Origin of the sequence: Mesobacillus persicus, assembly GCF_900109925.1 — a bacterium.
In the GTDB taxonomy this organism is placed as follows: Bacteria; Bacillota; Bacilli; order Bacillales; family Cytobacillaceae; genus Mesobacillus_B; species Mesobacillus_B persicus.
In genome coordinates, this window is record NZ_FOBW01000005.1 from 222,234 (window position 1) to 240,332 (window position 18,099).

General features: G+C 38.3%; 14 protein-coding genes. 4 read left to right on the forward strand and 10 right to left on the reverse strand.

Features of this window, described 5'->3' with window-relative positions:
* The first annotated feature begins 117 nt into the window (after positions 1–117).
* The 3 genes from BMX30_RS09320 to BMX30_RS09330 are packed head-to-tail and all read left to right on the forward strand — an operon-like array spanning position 118 to position 1,309.
* Positions 118–327, forward strand: a complete 210-nt coding sequence (locus BMX30_RS09320) for a helix-turn-helix transcriptional regulator (protein ID WP_090744119.1) — start codon at positions 118–120, stop codon at positions 325–327.
* On the forward strand, positions 324–755 hold the full coding sequence (locus BMX30_RS09325) for a hypothetical protein (protein ID WP_090744121.1): 432 nt from the start codon (positions 324–326) through the stop codon (positions 753–755). The genes BMX30_RS09320 and BMX30_RS09325 overlap by 4 nt, the downstream gene beginning before the upstream one ends.
* Positions 756–772: 17 nt before the next feature.
* The gene (locus tag BMX30_RS09330; protein ID WP_090744123.1) at positions 773–1,309 is read left to right on the forward strand and encodes a small multi-drug export protein; all 537 of its coding nucleotides are present in this window, start codon (positions 773–775) and stop codon (positions 1,307–1,309) included.
* 103 nt (positions 1,310–1,412) lie between these two features.
* Here the strand turns inward: BMX30_RS09330 and BMX30_RS09335 are convergent, their stop codons facing one another.
* Complete coding sequence (locus BMX30_RS09335; RefSeq protein ID WP_090744126.1) at positions 1,413–1,703, reverse strand: RNA polymerase alpha subunit C-terminal domain-containing protein; 291 nt, start codon at positions 1,701–1,703, stop codon at positions 1,413–1,415.
* A 542-nt stretch (positions 1,704–2,245) separates the two neighbouring features.
* Positions 2,246–4,219 (reverse strand): fructose-1,6-bisphosphatase, encoded by a 1,974-nt coding sequence (fbp, locus tag BMX30_RS09345; RefSeq protein WP_090744128.1) that lies wholly within the window; start codon positions 4,217–4,219, stop codon positions 2,246–2,248.
* Positions 4,220–4,535: 316 nt separating this feature from the next.
* Here fbp and BMX30_RS09350 point away from each other — a divergent pair, with 316 nt between their 5' ends.
* Entirely contained in the window at positions 4,536–5,066 is a 531-nt protein-coding gene (locus BMX30_RS09350; protein ID WP_090744131.1) for a DoxX family protein, read from the forward strand.
* A gap of 153 nt (positions 5,067–5,219) precedes the next feature.
* Here the strand turns inward: BMX30_RS09350 and BMX30_RS09355 are convergent, their stop codons facing one another.
* The 8 genes from BMX30_RS09355 to BMX30_RS09390 form a co-directional block, all read right to left on the reverse strand.
* On the reverse strand, positions 5,220–6,011 hold the full coding sequence (locus tag BMX30_RS09355; protein ID WP_090744134.1) for a hypothetical protein: 792 nt from the start codon (positions 6,009–6,011) through the stop codon (positions 5,220–5,222).
* A 47-nt stretch (positions 6,012–6,058) separates the two neighbouring features.
* Positions 6,059–6,598, reverse strand: coding sequence for a GNAT family N-acetyltransferase (locus BMX30_RS09360; protein ID WP_090744137.1), 540 nt, complete (start codon positions 6,596–6,598; stop codon positions 6,059–6,061).
* 367 nt (positions 6,599–6,965) lie between these two features.
* Positions 6,966–7,484 (reverse strand): GNAT family N-acetyltransferase, encoded by a 519-nt coding sequence (locus BMX30_RS09365; protein ID WP_090744140.1) that lies wholly within the window; start codon positions 7,482–7,484, stop codon positions 6,966–6,968.
* A gap of 174 nt (positions 7,485–7,658) precedes the next feature.
* The gene (locus tag BMX30_RS09370) at positions 7,659–8,666 is read right to left on the reverse strand and encodes an LLM class flavin-dependent oxidoreductase (protein WP_090744143.1); all 1,008 of its coding nucleotides are present in this window, start codon (positions 8,664–8,666) and stop codon (positions 7,659–7,661) included.
* A 221-nt stretch (positions 8,667–8,887) separates the two neighbouring features.
* The gene (locus BMX30_RS09375; protein WP_170843836.1) at positions 8,888–12,082 is read right to left on the reverse strand and encodes a PAS domain S-box protein; all 3,195 of its coding nucleotides are present in this window, start codon (positions 12,080–12,082) and stop codon (positions 8,888–8,890) included.
* A 456-nt stretch (positions 12,083–12,538) separates the two neighbouring features.
* Positions 12,539–13,057 carry a carbonic anhydrase gene (locus BMX30_RS09380; protein WP_090744149.1) on the reverse strand — a complete coding sequence of 173 codons (519 nt, stop codon included), beginning with the start codon at positions 13,055–13,057 and terminating at the stop codon, positions 12,539–12,541.
* A gap of 241 nt (positions 13,058–13,298) precedes the next feature.
* Positions 13,299–15,923 (reverse strand): DUF2309 domain-containing protein, encoded by a 2,625-nt coding sequence (locus tag BMX30_RS09385; protein WP_090744151.1) that lies wholly within the window; start codon positions 15,921–15,923, stop codon positions 13,299–13,301.
* Positions 15,923–17,455 (reverse strand): NADH dehydrogenase subunit 5, encoded by a 1,533-nt coding sequence (locus BMX30_RS09390; RefSeq protein ID WP_090744153.1) that lies wholly within the window; start codon positions 17,453–17,455, stop codon positions 15,923–15,925. The genes BMX30_RS09385 and BMX30_RS09390 overlap by 1 nt, the downstream gene beginning before the upstream one ends.
* Positions 17,456–18,099 lie beyond the last annotated feature (644 nt).

Consider the following 18,099-nt stretch of genomic DNA (forward strand, 5'->3'; position numbering starts at 1 on the left):
GGAAAGAAACTAAAATCATTGGTATGAATACTTAACAAAATGACAATTATATTTGACTTAATGTTAAGTTTACTTTACAATAAATTGGCAGGAAACGGTAAGAGGGGTTGTTTTTATATGCTTAGAAATAGAGTGAAGGAATTAAGAGCAAGACATAGTTATAGTCAATCTGATTTAGGTAAATTAGTTGGAGCCACCCGCCAAACCATTGGGATGATTGAAAAAGGTGACTATGCCCCTTCCGTGCTGTTGGCGTTGAAAATTGCTAAAGCGTTGAAAGTCGATTTAGAGGAAGTGTTTTGGATAGAGGGAGAGGATGAAGAATGATGGAACGGTTTTTACGTTCACCTTTTACAATGAGTATATTCCTGATTGGTATTGCGTTGATCTATTCACTGAGCATAGTTATGGAGCAGTGGAATGACCTGTTTATAATAATTTCCGTTGCTTATGCCATTTTTGTCACGATCTATTTTGGGGTGATGGTTTATTATAATCGTAAATTCCCAGACCAGAAGTTTCGTATTTTCACCCTTATCCCCTATGAGTTGAAGGAAGAAGATGAAGGGCATCAACATATTACGTACCGGGCTTGTCGAAAAGTGTATATCTATTATTATTTTTCGATTCCGGCAGCCATTGTTGTGGTCGCTCTGTTTAAAGAGATTGAGTTGATTCCTGTCATCGTTCTGACTCTACTTGGAATCGGGCAATATGTTATTTTCTGGTCGGAAATAAAAAAACTATATGAATAAAGAGGAGAATAGTGACTATGTTTTTATCGTATCTATTGGTATTTGTTTTGGCAGCCATTCCGTTATTTGAACTTGTTGCTGTGATTCCATTGGCTGTCATCGGAGGCCTGTCCCCGGTACCGACAGCAATATTGGCCTTTTTAGGAAATGCACTGACGGTGATACTGTTAATTGTTTTTGTCGACTATGTAAAGAAATGGCTGAGAAAGCGAAAACAAAAACGGATGCAAGGTGGTATACAAACGGAGTCCATCATGGAAGAAGCTGATGCTGAAGTTATGGAGGAGTCGAAAAAGGAAAAACGTGCAAGGGTACTTTTTGATAAATACGGCCTGCCTGGCTTAACGATAATCGGCCCTTTTTTCGTTGGATCTCATATATCGGCGTTTATGGGGATGAGCTTCGGATCGAAAAAGAAGCTGGTGACCAGCTGGATGATGATCAGTTTAGCGCTATGGACAGTCATTATGGCTGTTGCTTCTAGCTATGGAGTCACCTCTTTTATGCCTCATGTAGAAGAAGAAGGTTTTTTAATTCGCTTGTTTAACAACTAACGTTCCAAAAACGCCAGCTGCCTGGATAGGTAGCTGGCGTTTCTTTAGGGCAATGGTGGGGCGTGTCCCATTTTTTTCTGTATAAAAATAGGAAAACCCAAAATTATTCTTTAAATGATAAACCTACTTCTTCTAAGGAAGTTCTCATGACTGGTAAGGAAGCTGGTCCAACCCCATGAATTTTTAAAATTTCTTTTTCGGTGTACGTTGAAAGTTTTTGCAATGTATCAATCCCTTTGTCAACCAAGGCATTTCTAGCAGGCGAACTTAGTTTCGAAAGGAAGCCACTTAGAGGTTTATTCTCTTTATCACAAGTAGGGCAACTTAGACAATCACTACTTTTATAAAACTTATGTCCTTTATTACAAACCCTTAAACTTTTTTCTCCTTTCAAAATAACCCCTCCAAATAAATTCTATTCAACTTATAATACTTTTTTTATATTTATAGATGTCAGACAATTTTCTAAAAAAATGGGCATCCCCCAATGAAAGTAAAGCGATACCCAACTGGGGGACTGACCCCGAAACTTCTTTTTCCCGTTTAGCAATTGCTATAAAGCTTAGTGCAACTCCAACTAAAAAAGAAATAAAACTAAAAAGGACAATCGGTTCAGAATAGCCATCTATTATTTAATCCGAATAATAATAACCCTAAAAATATCAAGGCGATTGAAAATAAACTAAATATTTTCACAATTACACCTCCATATATGATTTTACCATTTTAAGAAGTAAGTGATAATATTTTTGTTGCATAGTATGAAGTTGTGATAGCCGATGCTTTTCTTGTTCCGGAAGCCTGGCATTCCCGAAAGTTGTAGAGTTTGTTGAATCATATACTTTGGGTATTAAAGAGTTAGACGTCCTTAACTATCACATACATAAAAAAAATCCCACTGCAATTTTCAAGTAGAAAAATTAGCAGTGGGATTTTTTATTTAATTACAGGAACACTTTCCTTTGGCCCCTTCTCACGCTTCATATAGCGATATTCCAACAGACTTTTCAAAATACTTATTTCCTGTAATAATTCCGCTCCAACATTCGTTTCGAGAACCTTTTTTCGTTCAAGCTCTTTGTCTACCACCCTTTTGACGGACAAAACATCTGTGCCGTTGAGTAGTACCTCTTCTTTCGAATTGAAATGTTGATGGGCGACAAGCTGCATGCCGAAGCTATTATATAATAACGTATAACCAGCAATACCCGTTGTGGATTGATAAGCCTTTGAAAAGCCGCCATCAATGACAATCATCATTCCATTTGCTTTAATTGGATTTTCTCCATTGATTTCTTTAACAGGTGTATGTCCATTGATAATATGACCTTGATTGGGGTCAAGATCAAACTCTGTTAGGATGCTACGACACGTTTCTTCATTTTCACGTAAATAGTAATAAGGGTTCTTCATTTCTTTATGGGTGGTCTTATCTTTAATGAAATACCTTTCAAAGGTGGTCATTTCTCTTTTACCAAAAAGAGAGGAATATTGACCTGTCCATAAATACCAGACCATATCTGTCGCAAGATCATCTGTCTCTTCAGGATGTGCAAACGCATGGCGTAAATAATGTTCGAAAATATCCAGCAATTCACGACCTGCATAGGTTTTGTTTTCAATCATCATTTTTTCCATATTTCCTTCTTCATCCAAAGGAATACAGCCGTGTATAAGCAAGTTTCCGTTATATTTCAAATAAAGACTGCCTTTTTTTATCAGAAAATTCATATGTCTGGCGAGCTTTTCTGAATGCTGAACCGAAAATAACAACTTGTCCATCACTTGTGCTTCTTCCTCCAAGAGCTGATCTGGCTGCAAAGGGTTCACGGTTTCAAAGCAAGTATTCTCAAGTGGATAAGCAGTACCACGAATCCATACTTCCTTTTTATCATAATCGACTTTCTCCAGTAAAAGTCTTTCAGACATGTCAAAATTAGGTCGCCTCTTAATAATTGGGCTTTCAAGTTTAAACTGAATCATCGCAATCGCTTGATGAATTTTCGTAATCTGTAGTTTTTCTTCCTCGGAGATGGTTTCACCTGGTTGGACTTTTGGTCTAAAGACCGGATTATCTTGATAATACTTTTCCGCCAGATTCAGCAGTGGTCTAAGATTAATTCCATACACATCTTCAATAATATCCAAATTATTATAACGAGCACAAATCCGAATAATATTCGCAAGGCAAACCTTTGAACCCGCAAAGGCACCAATCCATAGGACATCATGATTTCCCCACTGAATATCAACCGAATGATGTTGAATGAGCGCCTCCATAATTTTATCAGGCTCAGGTCCACGATCGTAAATATCCCCTACCACATGAAGGTGATCAACAACCAATCTCTGCGTCGTATAGGCCAGACCGGTAATCAGCTTATCCGCTTGACCGAGAGATATAATTTGTTGAACAATTTTTGTATAATAAGGTTCCTTAAAATTGGTGAATTCATCTGCTTTGTATAGAAGCTCTTCGATAATATAAACAAACTGACTAGGCAATGCTTTACGTAATTTCGATCGGGTATATTTAGAGGAGGCATAAGAAATGAGTTTAATCATCCGCTCAATGATCACTGTATACCATTGATGTAATTCCTGTTCATTGTCAAACCCATTCTTAATTAACTTTATTTTTTCCTCAGGATAGTAAACCAAGGTTGCAAATTCTTTTATCTCTTTTTCCGTTAATACCTTTTTATAAAGATCTTCAATTTTCTCTTTTACCTTCCCCGAGCCATTTCTTAACACGTGTTGAAATGCTTGATATTCCCCGTGTAAATCACTAACGAAATGCTCTGTCCCCTTTGGTAGATTAAGGATGGCTTCTAGATTAATAATTTCAGTAACTACTTTTTCTTCGTTATCATATTTTTGTGCCAGCAAATCTAGGTACTTTGTATTCACTAGTTAAGCCTCCCTTTCCTGATTCGTCATGTTACCTCAAAGTAATGCTTCCATTATAAGAGAACTTTTTAATAAAATTATAACATTAATAATATACTATTCTGCAATTTCATTTTATTTTTCATCTAAAGAATTGGGGACAGTCCCTTGTCCATTGGACCGGCAACTTAGGCCGTAAAATCCATGTCGGTCCGAGGACAGCTGGGACAAGGTATTTTGTCCCTCTAATAAAATCCTGAAATTTGACCTCAATCACGGTAATAGATGAATTGGCTCGTTAAAATAAGCGTATAGAAAATAAAAGGAGAATTTCATCATGAGAAAACATTTAAATGGAAGAATAGTAGCACTTGGGCTATCGGCCCTACGAATTTGGTTAGGTGTTCAATGGCTACAGGCAGGTTATTCTAAACTTGGATCTGAATTTGATGCAAGTGGGTTTTTACATGGAGCAATTGCAAGTGCTAGTGGAGAGAATCCTAGAGTTCAAGGTTGGTATGCCAGCTTCCTCGAAGGAGTTGCGTTACCAAATATCGAGTTATTTAACATTCTTGTCCCATGGGGAGAACTTCTAGTTGGCTTGGGATTAATTTCAGGATTAGCGACAGTTCCTGCGTTAATTGCTGGTGCTTTCATGAATGCGAACTTTATCATGGCCGGCGTTGGGTTTTCTAGCCTAGATGGACAGCTATTCGTCATAGCAATGATTCTATTATTAATTGGAAAAAGTAGATATTACTATGGCCTCGATCGCTTTGTTATCCCGTATTTTAAAAAGCATTTTCTCTCAAAAAGAGGTATGTTAGAAATCAAAGGGAAAGACACAGGGACAGGTTCCTTGTCTTAGTAATATTTGGATAAGCAATGGGCTGCCTTCAAACATCGAGATACAAAAAAGAGACGAATTCAAGTATATGTTCTTGAACTTGTCTCTTTTTTTTATTGGAAACAGTAATTGTGGCATATTGAGTTTTCTTGTCACAGAAATAGGTCACATAGGTTACCTTTCACTTCTAGCATTGCTATCTAATACTCTGTCTAGTTCCAAAATAATATCGATTAATTCTGCGGAATTATGATAGATTTCTTCTTGAGCGTGTGCGGTATTATTCCTTAATGTCTCTATATTTTTGAAAAATTCCCTACACCTGCTTTTAGATTCAAAGCCTAGTTGTTCCGTTAACTTATCCGTTTTTACGACGATTGTTCCCTTATCAGCTAATTGGGTATTATCCAATAAGGTTAAAGCTTCATTTTTTTCAATTCGAATGTTCAACATTTCCTCTGCTTTATTGAGCCTTTCCTTCGAAATCTTCTCTTTCCAACTTTCATTCGGATATTCTTCTCTTATGAGTGAAATCAATAGCATTTCTAAAAGAGAAATCAAACTAAAGGCCAACATCCGAATAGGTTGTTTTTGCAAATCAGCAAAGGTCACAATTTTCGTCACTCTATTCCTCTCTAAAACAAAAAGATAATTTTTATTTTGGAGAATTTCTAGCAATTCGATTAAAGAAGTAGAATCAGAAACGAGATCCCCCGAGTGAAAAGTTTGATAATTGTCCTCAACCTTCCCATCTGTCAGCCTATCTCGCAAAACATAACCAATTATCTTCCCATTCTCTTCTACTCCATAGATATCAAAGTCCTTCTCGGTCATTTCTTGTTTGATTGCAGGGGAAGAGTCGTGAAGATTACATGTAGTAAGATCCTCAGCAAGCAGGTCCACACTTAAGTTTTTTTCATAGATAACCTTTAATTTCTCATATCCTTTATTGGTTTTAGCTTTCATTTCCTACATTTCCTTCCTTATAAGGGTCGCCCCCGCTGTGATCCTATTTATGCATTTATTTTATGATTCATATGATATAAAACATGCTTATGTAAGTGACTATCTTTCTCCACTTTCGGGTGATTGAACGTTTTCACAAAATTCATCCCGATTTTTTTCATTACGTTTTTGGAAGGTTGATTTGTATCGGCTGTGAAACTATAAATTTCGCTAAAACCCAATTCGTTGAATCCATAGCGCAAACAGGCTTCCGCTCCCTCAGTTGCATATCCTTTTCCCCATGCCTCTTTCTTCAAACGCCAGCCAATCTCTATGCACGGTGTAAAGTCAGACTCAAATAAAGCCCGATGAAATCCAATAAATCCAATAAACTCTTTATTTACCTTTTCTTCCACTGCATATAAACCAAATCCACATTCCTTAAACTCGGATAAAATGGAATGATAGAAACTAAGTGTTTCTTCGTTTGATAAGGTTTTAGGAAAATGCCTCATAACCTCTTCATCTGCATTTAATTGACTAAACGGTTCTAAATCTGTTTCTAGCCAATCGCGAAATCGTAATCTCGACGTTTCTAAATAGATCATTTTAACCTCCGAGAGAAGTTTAATTAGATAATTTAGTTTATCATAATCACCAGCATCGTTACGAATTTAAAAGGAAGGATGGGGTGGGAAGGTCAACGCACCAATAATTACAGACTTCTGGCCTACAGTGATTGGTCATATTTTTTCCATTGCATATAATCATAAAAGCTATAGTTCGCTCCAGCAGGGTTGACCGAAGGAACAAGGAAAGGAGCTCTAGGGTATTAACCAACTGCTTCGTTTCACCATCATGTGCAAGTTTCGTAGCAAACGTTCAGCTGTTTCAATTGTAACTAGTGGAGTGAGCACTCCCGAGCATGCTCCTGCGCATAGCCTAAACACCATCAACTCGGGAACCTATTAACGTTTAAAGTGTTTTCTCAAAACAAATATACTCTTGGTATCCCTCCGGTTTTGTCTTAAAAGAAACTCTGCCCCTCTTTTGGTAACCAAGATGATGATATAATCGGATCGCATTTTCATTACCTGAAAATGCATCTAATCGAATGCTATTGTATTCTTTCTCAATAGCAAACTCCTCACATCGTCTAACAAAATCCTTTCCTACCCCCCTGCCTTGGAAGCGAGGATCAACCATTAAAGAGTGAATAATAATCGGGTTACTTGCTTGCCATGTCACCAATTCCCACTCTTCTGGCTCCCACTCATTAAGAACAACATGCCCTATTATTTTCGAATCGTTCATTAAAACAAATAAACATTCATTTTCTATACATTCTTTAAAATACTCTTTGTTCGGGTATTGGTCATCCCATTGAAATACCCTGTTTTGTATTAATACATTTCGACAATTTAAATAAATTTCATTTACTTCATCTAACATGTAATTGGTCGCTGCCATTAACTTATTTGATTTTAAATGCATGTTACATCCCCCTTTTCATCCTATCGAAAGCATTATTCGACGAAAAAGGATTATTTCCTTCTGCAAGCATAGGCCCCCCTCTATATACTGTGTTTCCAAAGCAAAGGGACGGTTCTTATGCTTCCAAAAGGAAGCATAAGAACCGTCCCCTGTTTACACAGTGTTGTTTTCCTATCACCCAATTATTTCTGCCAAGAGTTGGTGGGAGTGGAGTCGAGCATTGTGGTCATAGACCATTGTGCTCACCATGATTTCATCTGCCTTTGTCTCATCTAAGAAGGATTGGAGCTTTCTTTTTACGTTGTTAGGACTTCCGATGATTGTGGAACCTAATTGTTTTTCTAAAACGGCCTTTTCATATGGGCTCATGAGCTCATCCAAATTCTCTACTGGTGGTTGCAACTGTGTTGGTGTATTCCTCATCATGTTTAGGAAGCTTTGTTTGATGGAAGTGGCGAGAAATTCTGCTTCCTCATCCGTATCTGCCACGATAACGTTTACTGCTACCATTGCGTAAGGCTCTTTATACTCCTCCGACGGTTGGAAGTTGTCATAATACAATTTCAGGGCTGGTAATGTGTTTTCAGGTGAAAAATGACTGGCGAAAGCAAACGGCATGCCGAGTTGTGCTGATAACCTTGCACTAAACCCACTAGAACCTAACAACCAAATTGGGATATTGGCTCCTTCCCCAGGGATTGCTCGTACTGGTCCAGAACCCTGAAAATAGGCTTGCAGTTGCTCTAATTGTTCTGGGAAATCATCGCCATTGGTGTAGTTTGCCCCACGAAGGGCATGGGCCGTTCGTTGGTCTGTTCCCGGTGCACGCCCTAGTCCTAAATCAATTCTGCCTGGAAACATTGCTTCGAGGGTACCGAATTGCTCCGCGATCACCAATGGCGAATGGTTTGGAAGCATGATTCCACCGGATCCTACACGAATAGTCGAAGTATGCGCCGCTACATGGCCGATGACGACAGATGTTGCAGAGCTTGCTATGCCAGGCATATTATGATGCTCCGCTAACCAGTACCGTTTATAGCCTAGTTTTTCCGTTAACTGTGCCAGCTCTATTGAGTGTTGGAAGGATTGGCTAGGCGTCCCACCTTGCACAATGGATGCAAGATCAAGGACGGAAAAAGATATATCTTTGATGGATTTTGTCGGTCTGTTTATTGGCATAGAATTACCACTTCTTTCTTCTCAATTTACTAGTTGGTGGAGCTTGTTGTGTTGACTAGTATAGTTATGCGACCCCATACAAGAGGTTATTACAAAATAATTTATTATTATCATAACAGGAAGAATAGATGATTTAAATTAAGATGACTTAATGCTTTTTTGGGGAAGCAAAGGGACGGTTCTTATGCTTCCTAAAAGGAAGCATAAGAACCGTCCCCAGTTTACATTAAAAAGTTCTTTTCAACTTCTTCTTTTGGTAATGGCTTGCTAAAGAAAAATCCTTGTACTTCTTTACAGTCCATTTCTTTTAACTTGTGAAATTGATCACTAGTCTCAACACCTTCTGCTACCACATTTAGCCCAAGTGCCTGTGCAAGTTTTATAACGGCTGAAACAATTATTTCGTTACTTTTGTCTTCAATAATGTTGATCAAAAAGGACTGGTCAATTTTGATTGTATTGACTTGGAACTTTTTAATATAGGCTAATGAAGAATAGCCTGTTCCAAAATCATCTATTGCTATTTGAAATCCGATTTCTTTTAATTTGTTTATGTTTTCTTGTAAGCCAACATCTTGATCAATGACAGCAGACTCCGTTATTTCTATTTCTAATTTTTGTGGGTCAACATTACACTTATTAATGATTGTCTTAACAGTCTCTTGTAAATTCACTTGCAAAAATTGAAGAGCTGAAAAGTTGACGGACATTGTTAAGTCTTTACACCCCATTTTACTCCAAGCCGCTAGTTGCTTACATGCTGTTTCAAGTACCCATTCTCCTATATTTCCGATTAACCCAGAGTCCTCCGCAATTGAAATAAATTCTCCAGGGGAAATCAATCCGAGTTTTGGATGAACCCAACGAATTAACGCCTCTACACCGATGATTTTTAAGTCCTCTGTTCGAATTCGTGGCTGATAATATAAAACAAACTCATTATTTTTAATTGCGTCTCTTAAATCATTCTGGATAATGAACGTTCTCTCGTTGTTCTTTTTCATGTCATTATCAAAGATCCGGTACGTGTTTTTCCCTGATATTTTTGCTTTATACATAGCTATATCAGCTTTCTTTAGAAGAGATTGCCCATCGTCAGAATCATCCTGATCTATCGCAATTCCTATACTTGTAGTGATGTAAAACTGGTACTGGTCAATGATAAACGGCTGCCTAAACAAATCAATTATTTTTCCGGTAATTTTTATCACATGATTTACATTAGATATGTCCTTAAGCAAAATGACGAATTCATCTCCACCAAATCTCGAGACCGTCCCTATCTCTCCTATTACTTCTCTTAGCAGCTCGGATATCCTAACTAGTAATTGATCTCCCACTTCATGTCCGAGGTTATCATTTACAGATTTAAAATTATCTAAATCTAGAAAAAGAATGGAGGATCGTAAGTTATTTTCTTTTGATGATTGTACTTCACGGAAAAGCAAATCATTTAATCCTCGTTTATTTAACAGCTTTGTCAGTTCATCATGATAGGCTAAATGCTCCAATTGTGAAAAGTATTTCTTCTGTGTAGTAATATCCCTTATATTGACTACAATTCCTTGCACATTTGGGTTATCTAGTAAATTAGTCGATGTTTGTTCGCAATATAACCATGAACCGTTTTTATGGCGTAACATCAGTTCGGTTTGAATCGGTACTCCAGGATTGTTTAATACTTTATTAAAAACCTTCTCTGCTTTCTCGATTTCATTTGGATGATTATTATTAAAACCTCTAAGTCCGATAATTTCTTCTGGTTTAAAACCTAAAATTCGTTCACTTGAAGGACTTTGATATAAAATAACACCATGTTGATCAACAATACTAATGATATCGCTTGCATACTGAACCATTGAACGAAATTTTTCTTCGCTTCGTTTTAATTCATTCTCAACGTTTCTTTTATCGGTAATATCTTGAATTGTACCGATCATATAAGTAGCTTGTCCGGCTTGATTAAAGAAAACTTCTGCTTGTTGAGTCACATACCTTTCATCTCCATCGGCACGAATAATTTTGTGCTCAATAGAAAAAGGTTTCCCTCTCAGTGCATTTTCATTTTCCTCATAAACATACTCTCTTTCATCGTGGGGAATAAACTGATAAAATGTATCAACATTGGGTGTGAATTCTTCTGGAGAAACTCCAAAAATCCGATACGTTTCTTCAGACCAATATAATTTCCCTTCTAGTAGGTTCATTTCCCAGCTACCTAAGTTTGCCATTCTTTGGGATTCTGCTAAAAGCTTTTCACTCTTTCTTAACAGTCTCTCTTTTTCTTTTCGTTCTGTAATATCAATTCCAACAGAAAGAGTAGCCTTTTCACCATTATAAGTGATCTCCTTACCAATCGCCTCAACATAAACTTCTCTTCCATTTGGTAAAATGAATTGATATTCGACGTACTTATCTTCAACGTCATCTTTATACGTTTTCATTCTAGAATGAAACAATCCTTGACTTACTGGATGGATTATTTCTGTAATCGGAAGATTTACTAACTGATCGACAGAATCGAAACCAGTTAACTTCAGTACGGATGGATTTACATATAAAATATTTCCATTTTTATGTATAACAATTAAACTAGGCGAAATCTCAACAACACTTCGGTAACGCTCTTCACTCAACGATAAGGTATTTTCTACATTTTTTAATTCCGTAATATCCACGAAACTACCAATCACTTCGGTGACCTTATCCCCCTTAACCAGAGGTGTCAGACGACTAATATAATAGATATCCTTAATCTTTCCTTCATGGGATACACTCTTCTTTTCTTCCCATGCTTTTTGAAAACTTTCAATCATACGAGATGTTTCAATCGATTTCCCAAACACTTTTTCAACCGATTGGCCAACGAGTTCATTAGAGCCTATTTCAGTTAACAGTTGACCATCCGCCAAAGTGAATATAAATTGATCATCCACTTTTTTATATTTAAAAATGAATCCTAGTTGTTGATGAATAATGTTTTTTAATTCCTCTTGAGTTGCATGAAGCTCTTGTTCAAGCTTATTGATCTCAGTTATATCTTTTGCTATTCCAAAAACACCGGTAACTTTCTGATTAATAATAATTGGGATACTAATTAAATTAAGGTCAAGTATGCTTCCGTCCTTATGGTATATTGAACATTCATAGTGTTCAGAATGCCCGTTTAAAACACGTTTAAAGTATGAAATCACTTTTTCTTGGTCTCTTGGGATCAATAATTCAAGAAACGATAACTCCATTAATTCGTTAGATGTAAAACCCGAGATTTTTTCACAAGCAGGGTTTACATCCGTAAACTCACCACTCAAATTAATAGAGAAAATGGCATCCGGATGATGTTCATATAACGATTGAAAATGCTGGGTTATTTCATTCAATTTACGATCGATATTCTTCCTCTCTATTTTATCCAAACTACCACTCCTCTCACCCCGACCCAGCATGATTGCTACTCCAGTTATACCTAAATAAATACCTACCATGGTTTAATACCTTTTAATAAAATTCTTCACATTAACAAGGAAGAATATGTACTAGGGACGGTTCTCTTGCTTCCAAAAAGGAAGCAAGAGAACCGTCCCTAGTCATACGTTGTAAGTTTAGCATCAAATAAGGCTCGATGAAACCCAATTTCCCTTTCCTTCTACAACCTATAACCCAAACCTACATTCCTTAAACTTTGTTTAAAAACTGTCACACGTGCCATACCTTATCTTTTTTAAGCACAAAAAAGACCCTGTTTACTATTAACGGGGTCCTAAATATAGATGAAAACAGCATTTGAACCATATTGGAACTATTTTCGAGAAATAAAGGTCTTTTTAAAAAGTAATGATATCTGTTTCTGGGGCAAGAACCTGTTCTTATTATTATGCTTGACGCTGCTTTAGCTGTTTCATTTGTGAATGTTCAACGGTTGAGATTTCCCCCTCTTTATTTACAAGGAACCCTTTCACTTCAACATGCTCTGGCACTAGTGGGTGATGACGAATGATGTTCACACTTTCTTCAATTTGGTCTCTACCATTTTCTTTCCCATATAGCCATTCCTTGACCGATCCACCTGAAAACTCAGGAATGCAATTTTGAAAAAGATAGTCTATTGTTTTTATTTTATCTTTTACTGAATCAAATAGAACGTGATCATTCACCGAAGATGTCCCATTCTCTTTCGTTCCAACAACAAAGATTTCTTCGACATTTTCCTGATGAATAGCTAGGACGATTGATCTCATAATATCTCCATAAGGATGGGAGATGACGGTTCCGTCGCTATGGATCATGAACATATTTTCTAATTGAATATCCGTCACTTGTTGCAGGATCGGTCCCCAGCCACTTTCCATATCTGTTAAAACTAAAGCTTTATTATGTTTAGTTGAATTCATCGTATCCACCCTTCTCTATTGATGAGGCTCTTTTCTCACATTGTTAGACTCAGGACTTAAATAGAAATCTATCCCCATGTCTCTCATAAAGCTTTAGCGTGAGAAAAGAGGTGCAAACTTCGTTATGTCGCACGAAATAGGTTATTCTACGTTAAAACCAGCTTTAGGATTTTAACAACAATCGTTACGAAAACACCTTTGATGAAATGAATCACATATCACTAATAAGGTTGATTAAGTATTACCAGTTTCTCCAACGTCCTTGTGAATTAATACTTGCAAGGCGAACCCAACCATTTTGAACTTTTGCTCGGAAGGATGAATCATTCTTTAATAATCGTTCGATATATTTGCTTGGTGCTTGGATGACAATCTGCAACCGAAGCGGAGAATGATATGCTTCGTGATCGGATTGCATCACCGATTGCCAAGGCAGTCCGGTTAATAAGTCACTTGCATTGCCCTGCATCACACCTAGGCCTGAGGTAACGGTTTGGGTTGCTTTATTTCCGCTTCCATAATAATGTGGTGCAACCGTTGAAGCGTAATATTGGAGATTGATCCATTGAGTAACCGTTCCTGGTCCTGCAATGATATTCGCTAGGAGATCCCCAGTTTTATCCTGCTTCCAATCATAATTATGAAGGAACGCTCTCCCTTCCAAATCACAATCTTGAGTTAATTCACGTGGGCCGATAATAAAAGCGGCATTCCGTGCCAATCCCCATTCTGGACGGACTTCACTCCAGTCTTCGGCGAAACGGTGCGCCTCCGCCTGCGGATTTTTAAGCTGAGATTGAACATTCGGCAAGTAAGCTAAACGCTCTTCATTCGCCTTTTCACTTACTTTCGGCATAACTCCTTCTATAAAATCAAAGGCTTCTTGTGCCGTCTCGGATAGTTCAGGAACATACAGCCAATCTAATTCATCAACGGTTGTATTATGCTCAGCGGCTGCAAAAACGGTGTCCTTAGGGATATCAATTCCTTCAGCAGCAAGCTCTTTTCTCACCTCTGGAAGATTGCATAATCCAGCCAATACCCTAGCGTTAAATCCACCTGCCGCTCCACCGCAAGCACCACAGTCGAGAGCAGAAGCATAAGGGTTGTTTATGCTTTGGCTACCATGTCCGCAGATGACAACGAGAGGTGCGAAATTCTCTGTTAGCCCCATCATTTTTAACGCCTGGCGTGCATAATTGACTTTCTCGGTTTCGGTAAAACCAACAGGAATCTCCGCCTTTGAGCAATGAGTGTGGTTTAGTGAAAGTTCTGTATTTGGCTTGCGCAACCAAGTCTCACGAATGTTACGAATCACGCGGTTTGCACTTCTTGGCACAAAGCTACGTGCCACCATTTGTAGACTAAGCCAAGGCCCGCTTAACTCAGGTAAAAGCAAACTCGGAAGGACATTCTGCTTCATCGTTTTAAACGTATAGCTTAACGAATTCACCGCTTGCTTCCGTTCTTGATAGGATTGAAGTTCGTTTTCATCCGCTGACTCTTTTATTTTGTGCTGAGGCTTTAAGATGACCGGTAATGAAGCATGACTATGATTGCTACCAAGTTCACTCGTTGCAATGGGCAAGCCAAAAAAACCAGCGATTCCAATCGTTTCAATTGGACCTTGTTTTTCAAGTTGACGACGAAAAGGTTCGGACCTTACATCAATACAGAAGGCAAGTTGAGCGAGTGCAGCTTTTTTATAATTGATTTCCTGCTGTTTCGAAAGAAGCTTTTGACTCAACCGCTCGGTGTATGTTTGCTCCCAAGCTTCTAACCAAAGTTTCCTACAAAGCTTCTCATCAAATGTATAAGCAAATAATAAATATTCATTTTGTTCAGCAGTTGACAGTTGTGACCATTCCTCGATGCTCAGCTCTCCCCAATGGATCCAAGCGGCTAAAAGCGGAGTCACTGAAACCTTTTCCTCAGTTGGTTGATTCCCTAAAGGCAAATAAGGTTTTACCAACGCCCATTCCAAGGAAAGTCGAACGGCTAAATATTCCGTTAAGAGTGACTGTTCCTGGCTATATTGGCGGGAACGGTAGAGCATCATCCCTGCCCACCCAGGTAAGGACATAAGGTGGCCTTCCAGATAAGACTGGATGTCTGATTCAGTGATTTTTAGTCTGGATATTGCCTTTTTTAAAGCCTCTTCTGCCTCTAGTGGCCAATCTTTCAACCTTTCACGCTCATTTTTAGTAAGCGCCGGATCGTATCGAACGAGACGCTGCCACGCACGAAAGAAACCTTCCTCCCGATTTGGCATCGTCCAGCCTGCCTGGGAGTCATCGAGATATAATTTGCACCACTTGATGATATGGTGGTCGAGAAGATGGATTAGTTTTTCATGATCTTGATTCTCAATCTGCGCACTGATTGGTTGCATCGAGAAAGCCTCGACGCCCTCGGTATTCAGTCCATCAAATCCCTCGACTACTTTCTCTACCTCTTGTGATGATAAAAGTTCAGAAGGTAATTCTTCTAGCTTTAGTGCCGCCTGACAGAAGCGCTCAGCCACGTCCCGCGGAATCGTAAAGGATTGTGAATCAAGCCAGCGTTGTAGCTCCAGATTTAAAATTGCTTCATCAATTTCTCCTTTTCTTTTGGCGGAAAGAATCATCGAAGCACCAGGATAGATGTCCACATCACGATTTTGTTTTAATCCAACTGCAACTTGATCAAACGAGAGCTTTTCAAGTCCCAACCACGGATTACGTGCTGCAAAGGAACCAATTGGCCATAGCGGCGCAATGACTTGGCTGGCAGACTCTACTAAAACGTTCAAATCCTTTTCTTCAAGAATAATAGGTCTCGTATTCTTTTTATAATCTTCTTTCCTTACTGCTGATGCTACGCCCATCACTGATTACCTCCTTGTGATAAATAATGTTTAAGGTAGTTTGGATGACTTTCTACTGACTTTGGTTTGGCTTCACCTAATCGCACTAACCAAAGATAGAGGACTGCGAAGGAAACAGAAGAACGATTCCGAGCAACCCACGCACCTAACGCACTGCCAAATAGCAAGAGACAAATGACGACGATGACAACGAACATTGGCGGTTGAACACTTTGATAAATGGTTGTATGCAACCACTCATAGAAAAGCTGATGAATGAGAAAATACATGACGGCAGCGCCTCCTAAAAAGGAAAAACCTGCGATTCGACCAATTCTCCCCTCGCCAAAAGCGACGAGCTGGGTCCAAGAAACGGACAATGACCACCCTAAAATAAGCGCGCTGATTAATCGATATCCTTCTCCAGGAGCTACGAGCCAAAAAGCGACTCCTACTAGTAAGCCTAAAGCTCTTCCTGCCATGATCCATAAATAAGATGACCTTTCAGAAACACTTTTCGATACTTCGAAACGACGTACCGCTGAACCAGCTTGTAAAAACAAGGTCGCTTTGAACAACCCATGTAAAATCAGATGAATAATCGCTGCGATATAGGCACCCAAGGCACATTGAATGAGCATGAACCCCATCTGTCCCATCGTTGAACCTACTAACTGCCGTTTATAGTCAACCTGGACTAAACTAATTCCAGATCCAATCAAGACAGAAATACTTGCAAGAATCAGTAACACAATCGAAGCAATCTCCCCATTAAAAAGCGGGGAAAATCGCGTGAGCATAATCCCACCGGCATTCACTAAACCTGCGTGCATAATCGCAGAAACCGGAGTCGGCGCAACAACAGACTCAATTAACCATCTTTGGAAAGGCCATTGAGCTGCAGGAATCATCACCGCTAATACAATCAATAAATTAATTCCTGTTTTATCCCACATTCCAAGTTGAGACAAGCTTTCACTTGTTAAAGCAAGTGATAACTGCCACTGCCCTGTGACTTGAAAAAGCCAAAACACCGCGACTACTAATGACACCCAACTCAAGGTAAATAAGCGACCAGAAACCTTGGCAGCTTGATTCGCCACTTTCCATCCACTATTTAAGTTAATCAATAAGACTAACCCAAGAAGAGTAGCGCCCCAAAAGAAAACCATAAAACGGAGATCCCCGCTTAACCAGGCAATCGAAGCCACACTTGTTGTGAAGGTAAACAGCGTAAAGTACTTACGATAAGAGCGATCTCCCATCAAGTAACGCACCGAAAAACGCTGAATGATTAAACCGATGAATAGTACAAAGAACGCCATCAACCAAGCTAATGTATCTAAGTACCAAGGCCCCACCACCTCATTCAAACGAGTATTCGCGACAGCCAATAAGGCAACCACTGGAGGGATAGCAACAATCCAAATATGAATGCGAACAAACCTCAACGGAACTCGTGGGTGCAAAAACACCAAACCACTAATCCCAGAAAGAACTAGCATTATAAGAAATACAGATAATAATAAAGACGAACTCAAAGAACCTAACATCAAACAATCTCCTTTCCAAACAGCGATAAAACATTAAATTTTCCTTTAGAAATAGTTTCTAAAAGTCATAGTTTGTAAGTTTATAAAATAAAAAAAACCGACAACTTCAAAACTTCAATGATCAAATAAAATCATTGGAGCTTTTGAAAATTGTCGGTTTCCCTTTAACTAACTTCAATTAAGAGTTTTTTAAAGAACTACCTTTTTATGAAATTGAAAATATGTTTAAAATTCCCCTTCCTAAAAAAGAAACGGGGTATGTATGAACGAGCGAGCATCGATTTACGTAATTCTTCCAATCTTATCTTTTAGATACCTTTTCATCCAGTCCATATATGAAATATATGTAAAGAATGCTAAAGCCCTAAATGATTAAAAAGGTAAAAAAGCGTCTATCGATTATTAATTTTAAATTTTATGCCAAATTCACGAAATTGTCAACAAAAAAACTTAATTCGATAATGGAGATCAATTTTTCCTCCAAAAAACGGGATCAGTTGGGAGGAATTTAGAAAACCTTCATGACCATGGATTTAGTTTAATCAAGAGAGTTAAAAAAATACTAAAAAGAGAAAAAGACTCAATAAAATAAGACTAATGATAAATAAAAGGAATTTATTTACTTTTTATAGAATAGATTGATC

Coding starts and splice junctions, on each gene's coding strand:
- BMX30_RS09320 (WP_090744119.1), top strand. CDS start 118: ATGCTTAGAAATAGAGTGAAGGAATTAAGAGCAAGACATAGTTATAGT.
- BMX30_RS09325 (WP_090744121.1), top strand. CDS start 324: ATGATGGAACGGTTTTTACGTTCACCTTTTACAATGAGTATATTCCTG.
- BMX30_RS09330 (WP_090744123.1), top strand. CDS start 773: ATGTTTTTATCGTATCTATTGGTATTTGTTTTGGCAGCCATTCCGTTA.
- BMX30_RS09350 (WP_090744131.1), top strand. CDS start 4,536: ATGAGAAAACATTTAAATGGAAGAATAGTAGCACTTGGGCTATCGGCC.
- BMX30_RS09355 (WP_090744134.1), bottom strand. CDS start 6,011: ATGAAAGCTAAAACCAATAAAGGATATGAGAAATTAAAGGTTATCTAT.
- BMX30_RS09360 (WP_090744137.1), bottom strand. CDS start 6,598: ATGATCTATTTAGAAACGTCGAGATTACGATTTCGCGATTGGCTAGAA.
- BMX30_RS09365 (WP_090744140.1), bottom strand. CDS start 7,484: ATGCATTTAAAATCAAATAAGTTAATGGCAGCGACCAATTACATGTTA.
- BMX30_RS09370 (WP_090744143.1), bottom strand. CDS start 8,666: ATGCCAATAAACAGACCGACAAAATCCATCAAAGATATATCTTTTTCC.
- BMX30_RS09380 (WP_090744149.1), bottom strand. CDS start 13,057: ATGAATTCAACTAAACATAATAAAGCTTTAGTTTTAACAGATATGGAA.
- BMX30_RS09385 (WP_090744151.1), bottom strand. CDS start 15,923: ATGGGCGTAGCATCAGCAGTAAGGAAAGAAGATTATAAAAAGAATACG.
- BMX30_RS09390 (WP_090744153.1), bottom strand. CDS start 17,455: ATGTTAGGTTCTTTGAGTTCGTCTTTATTATTATCTGTATTTCTTATA.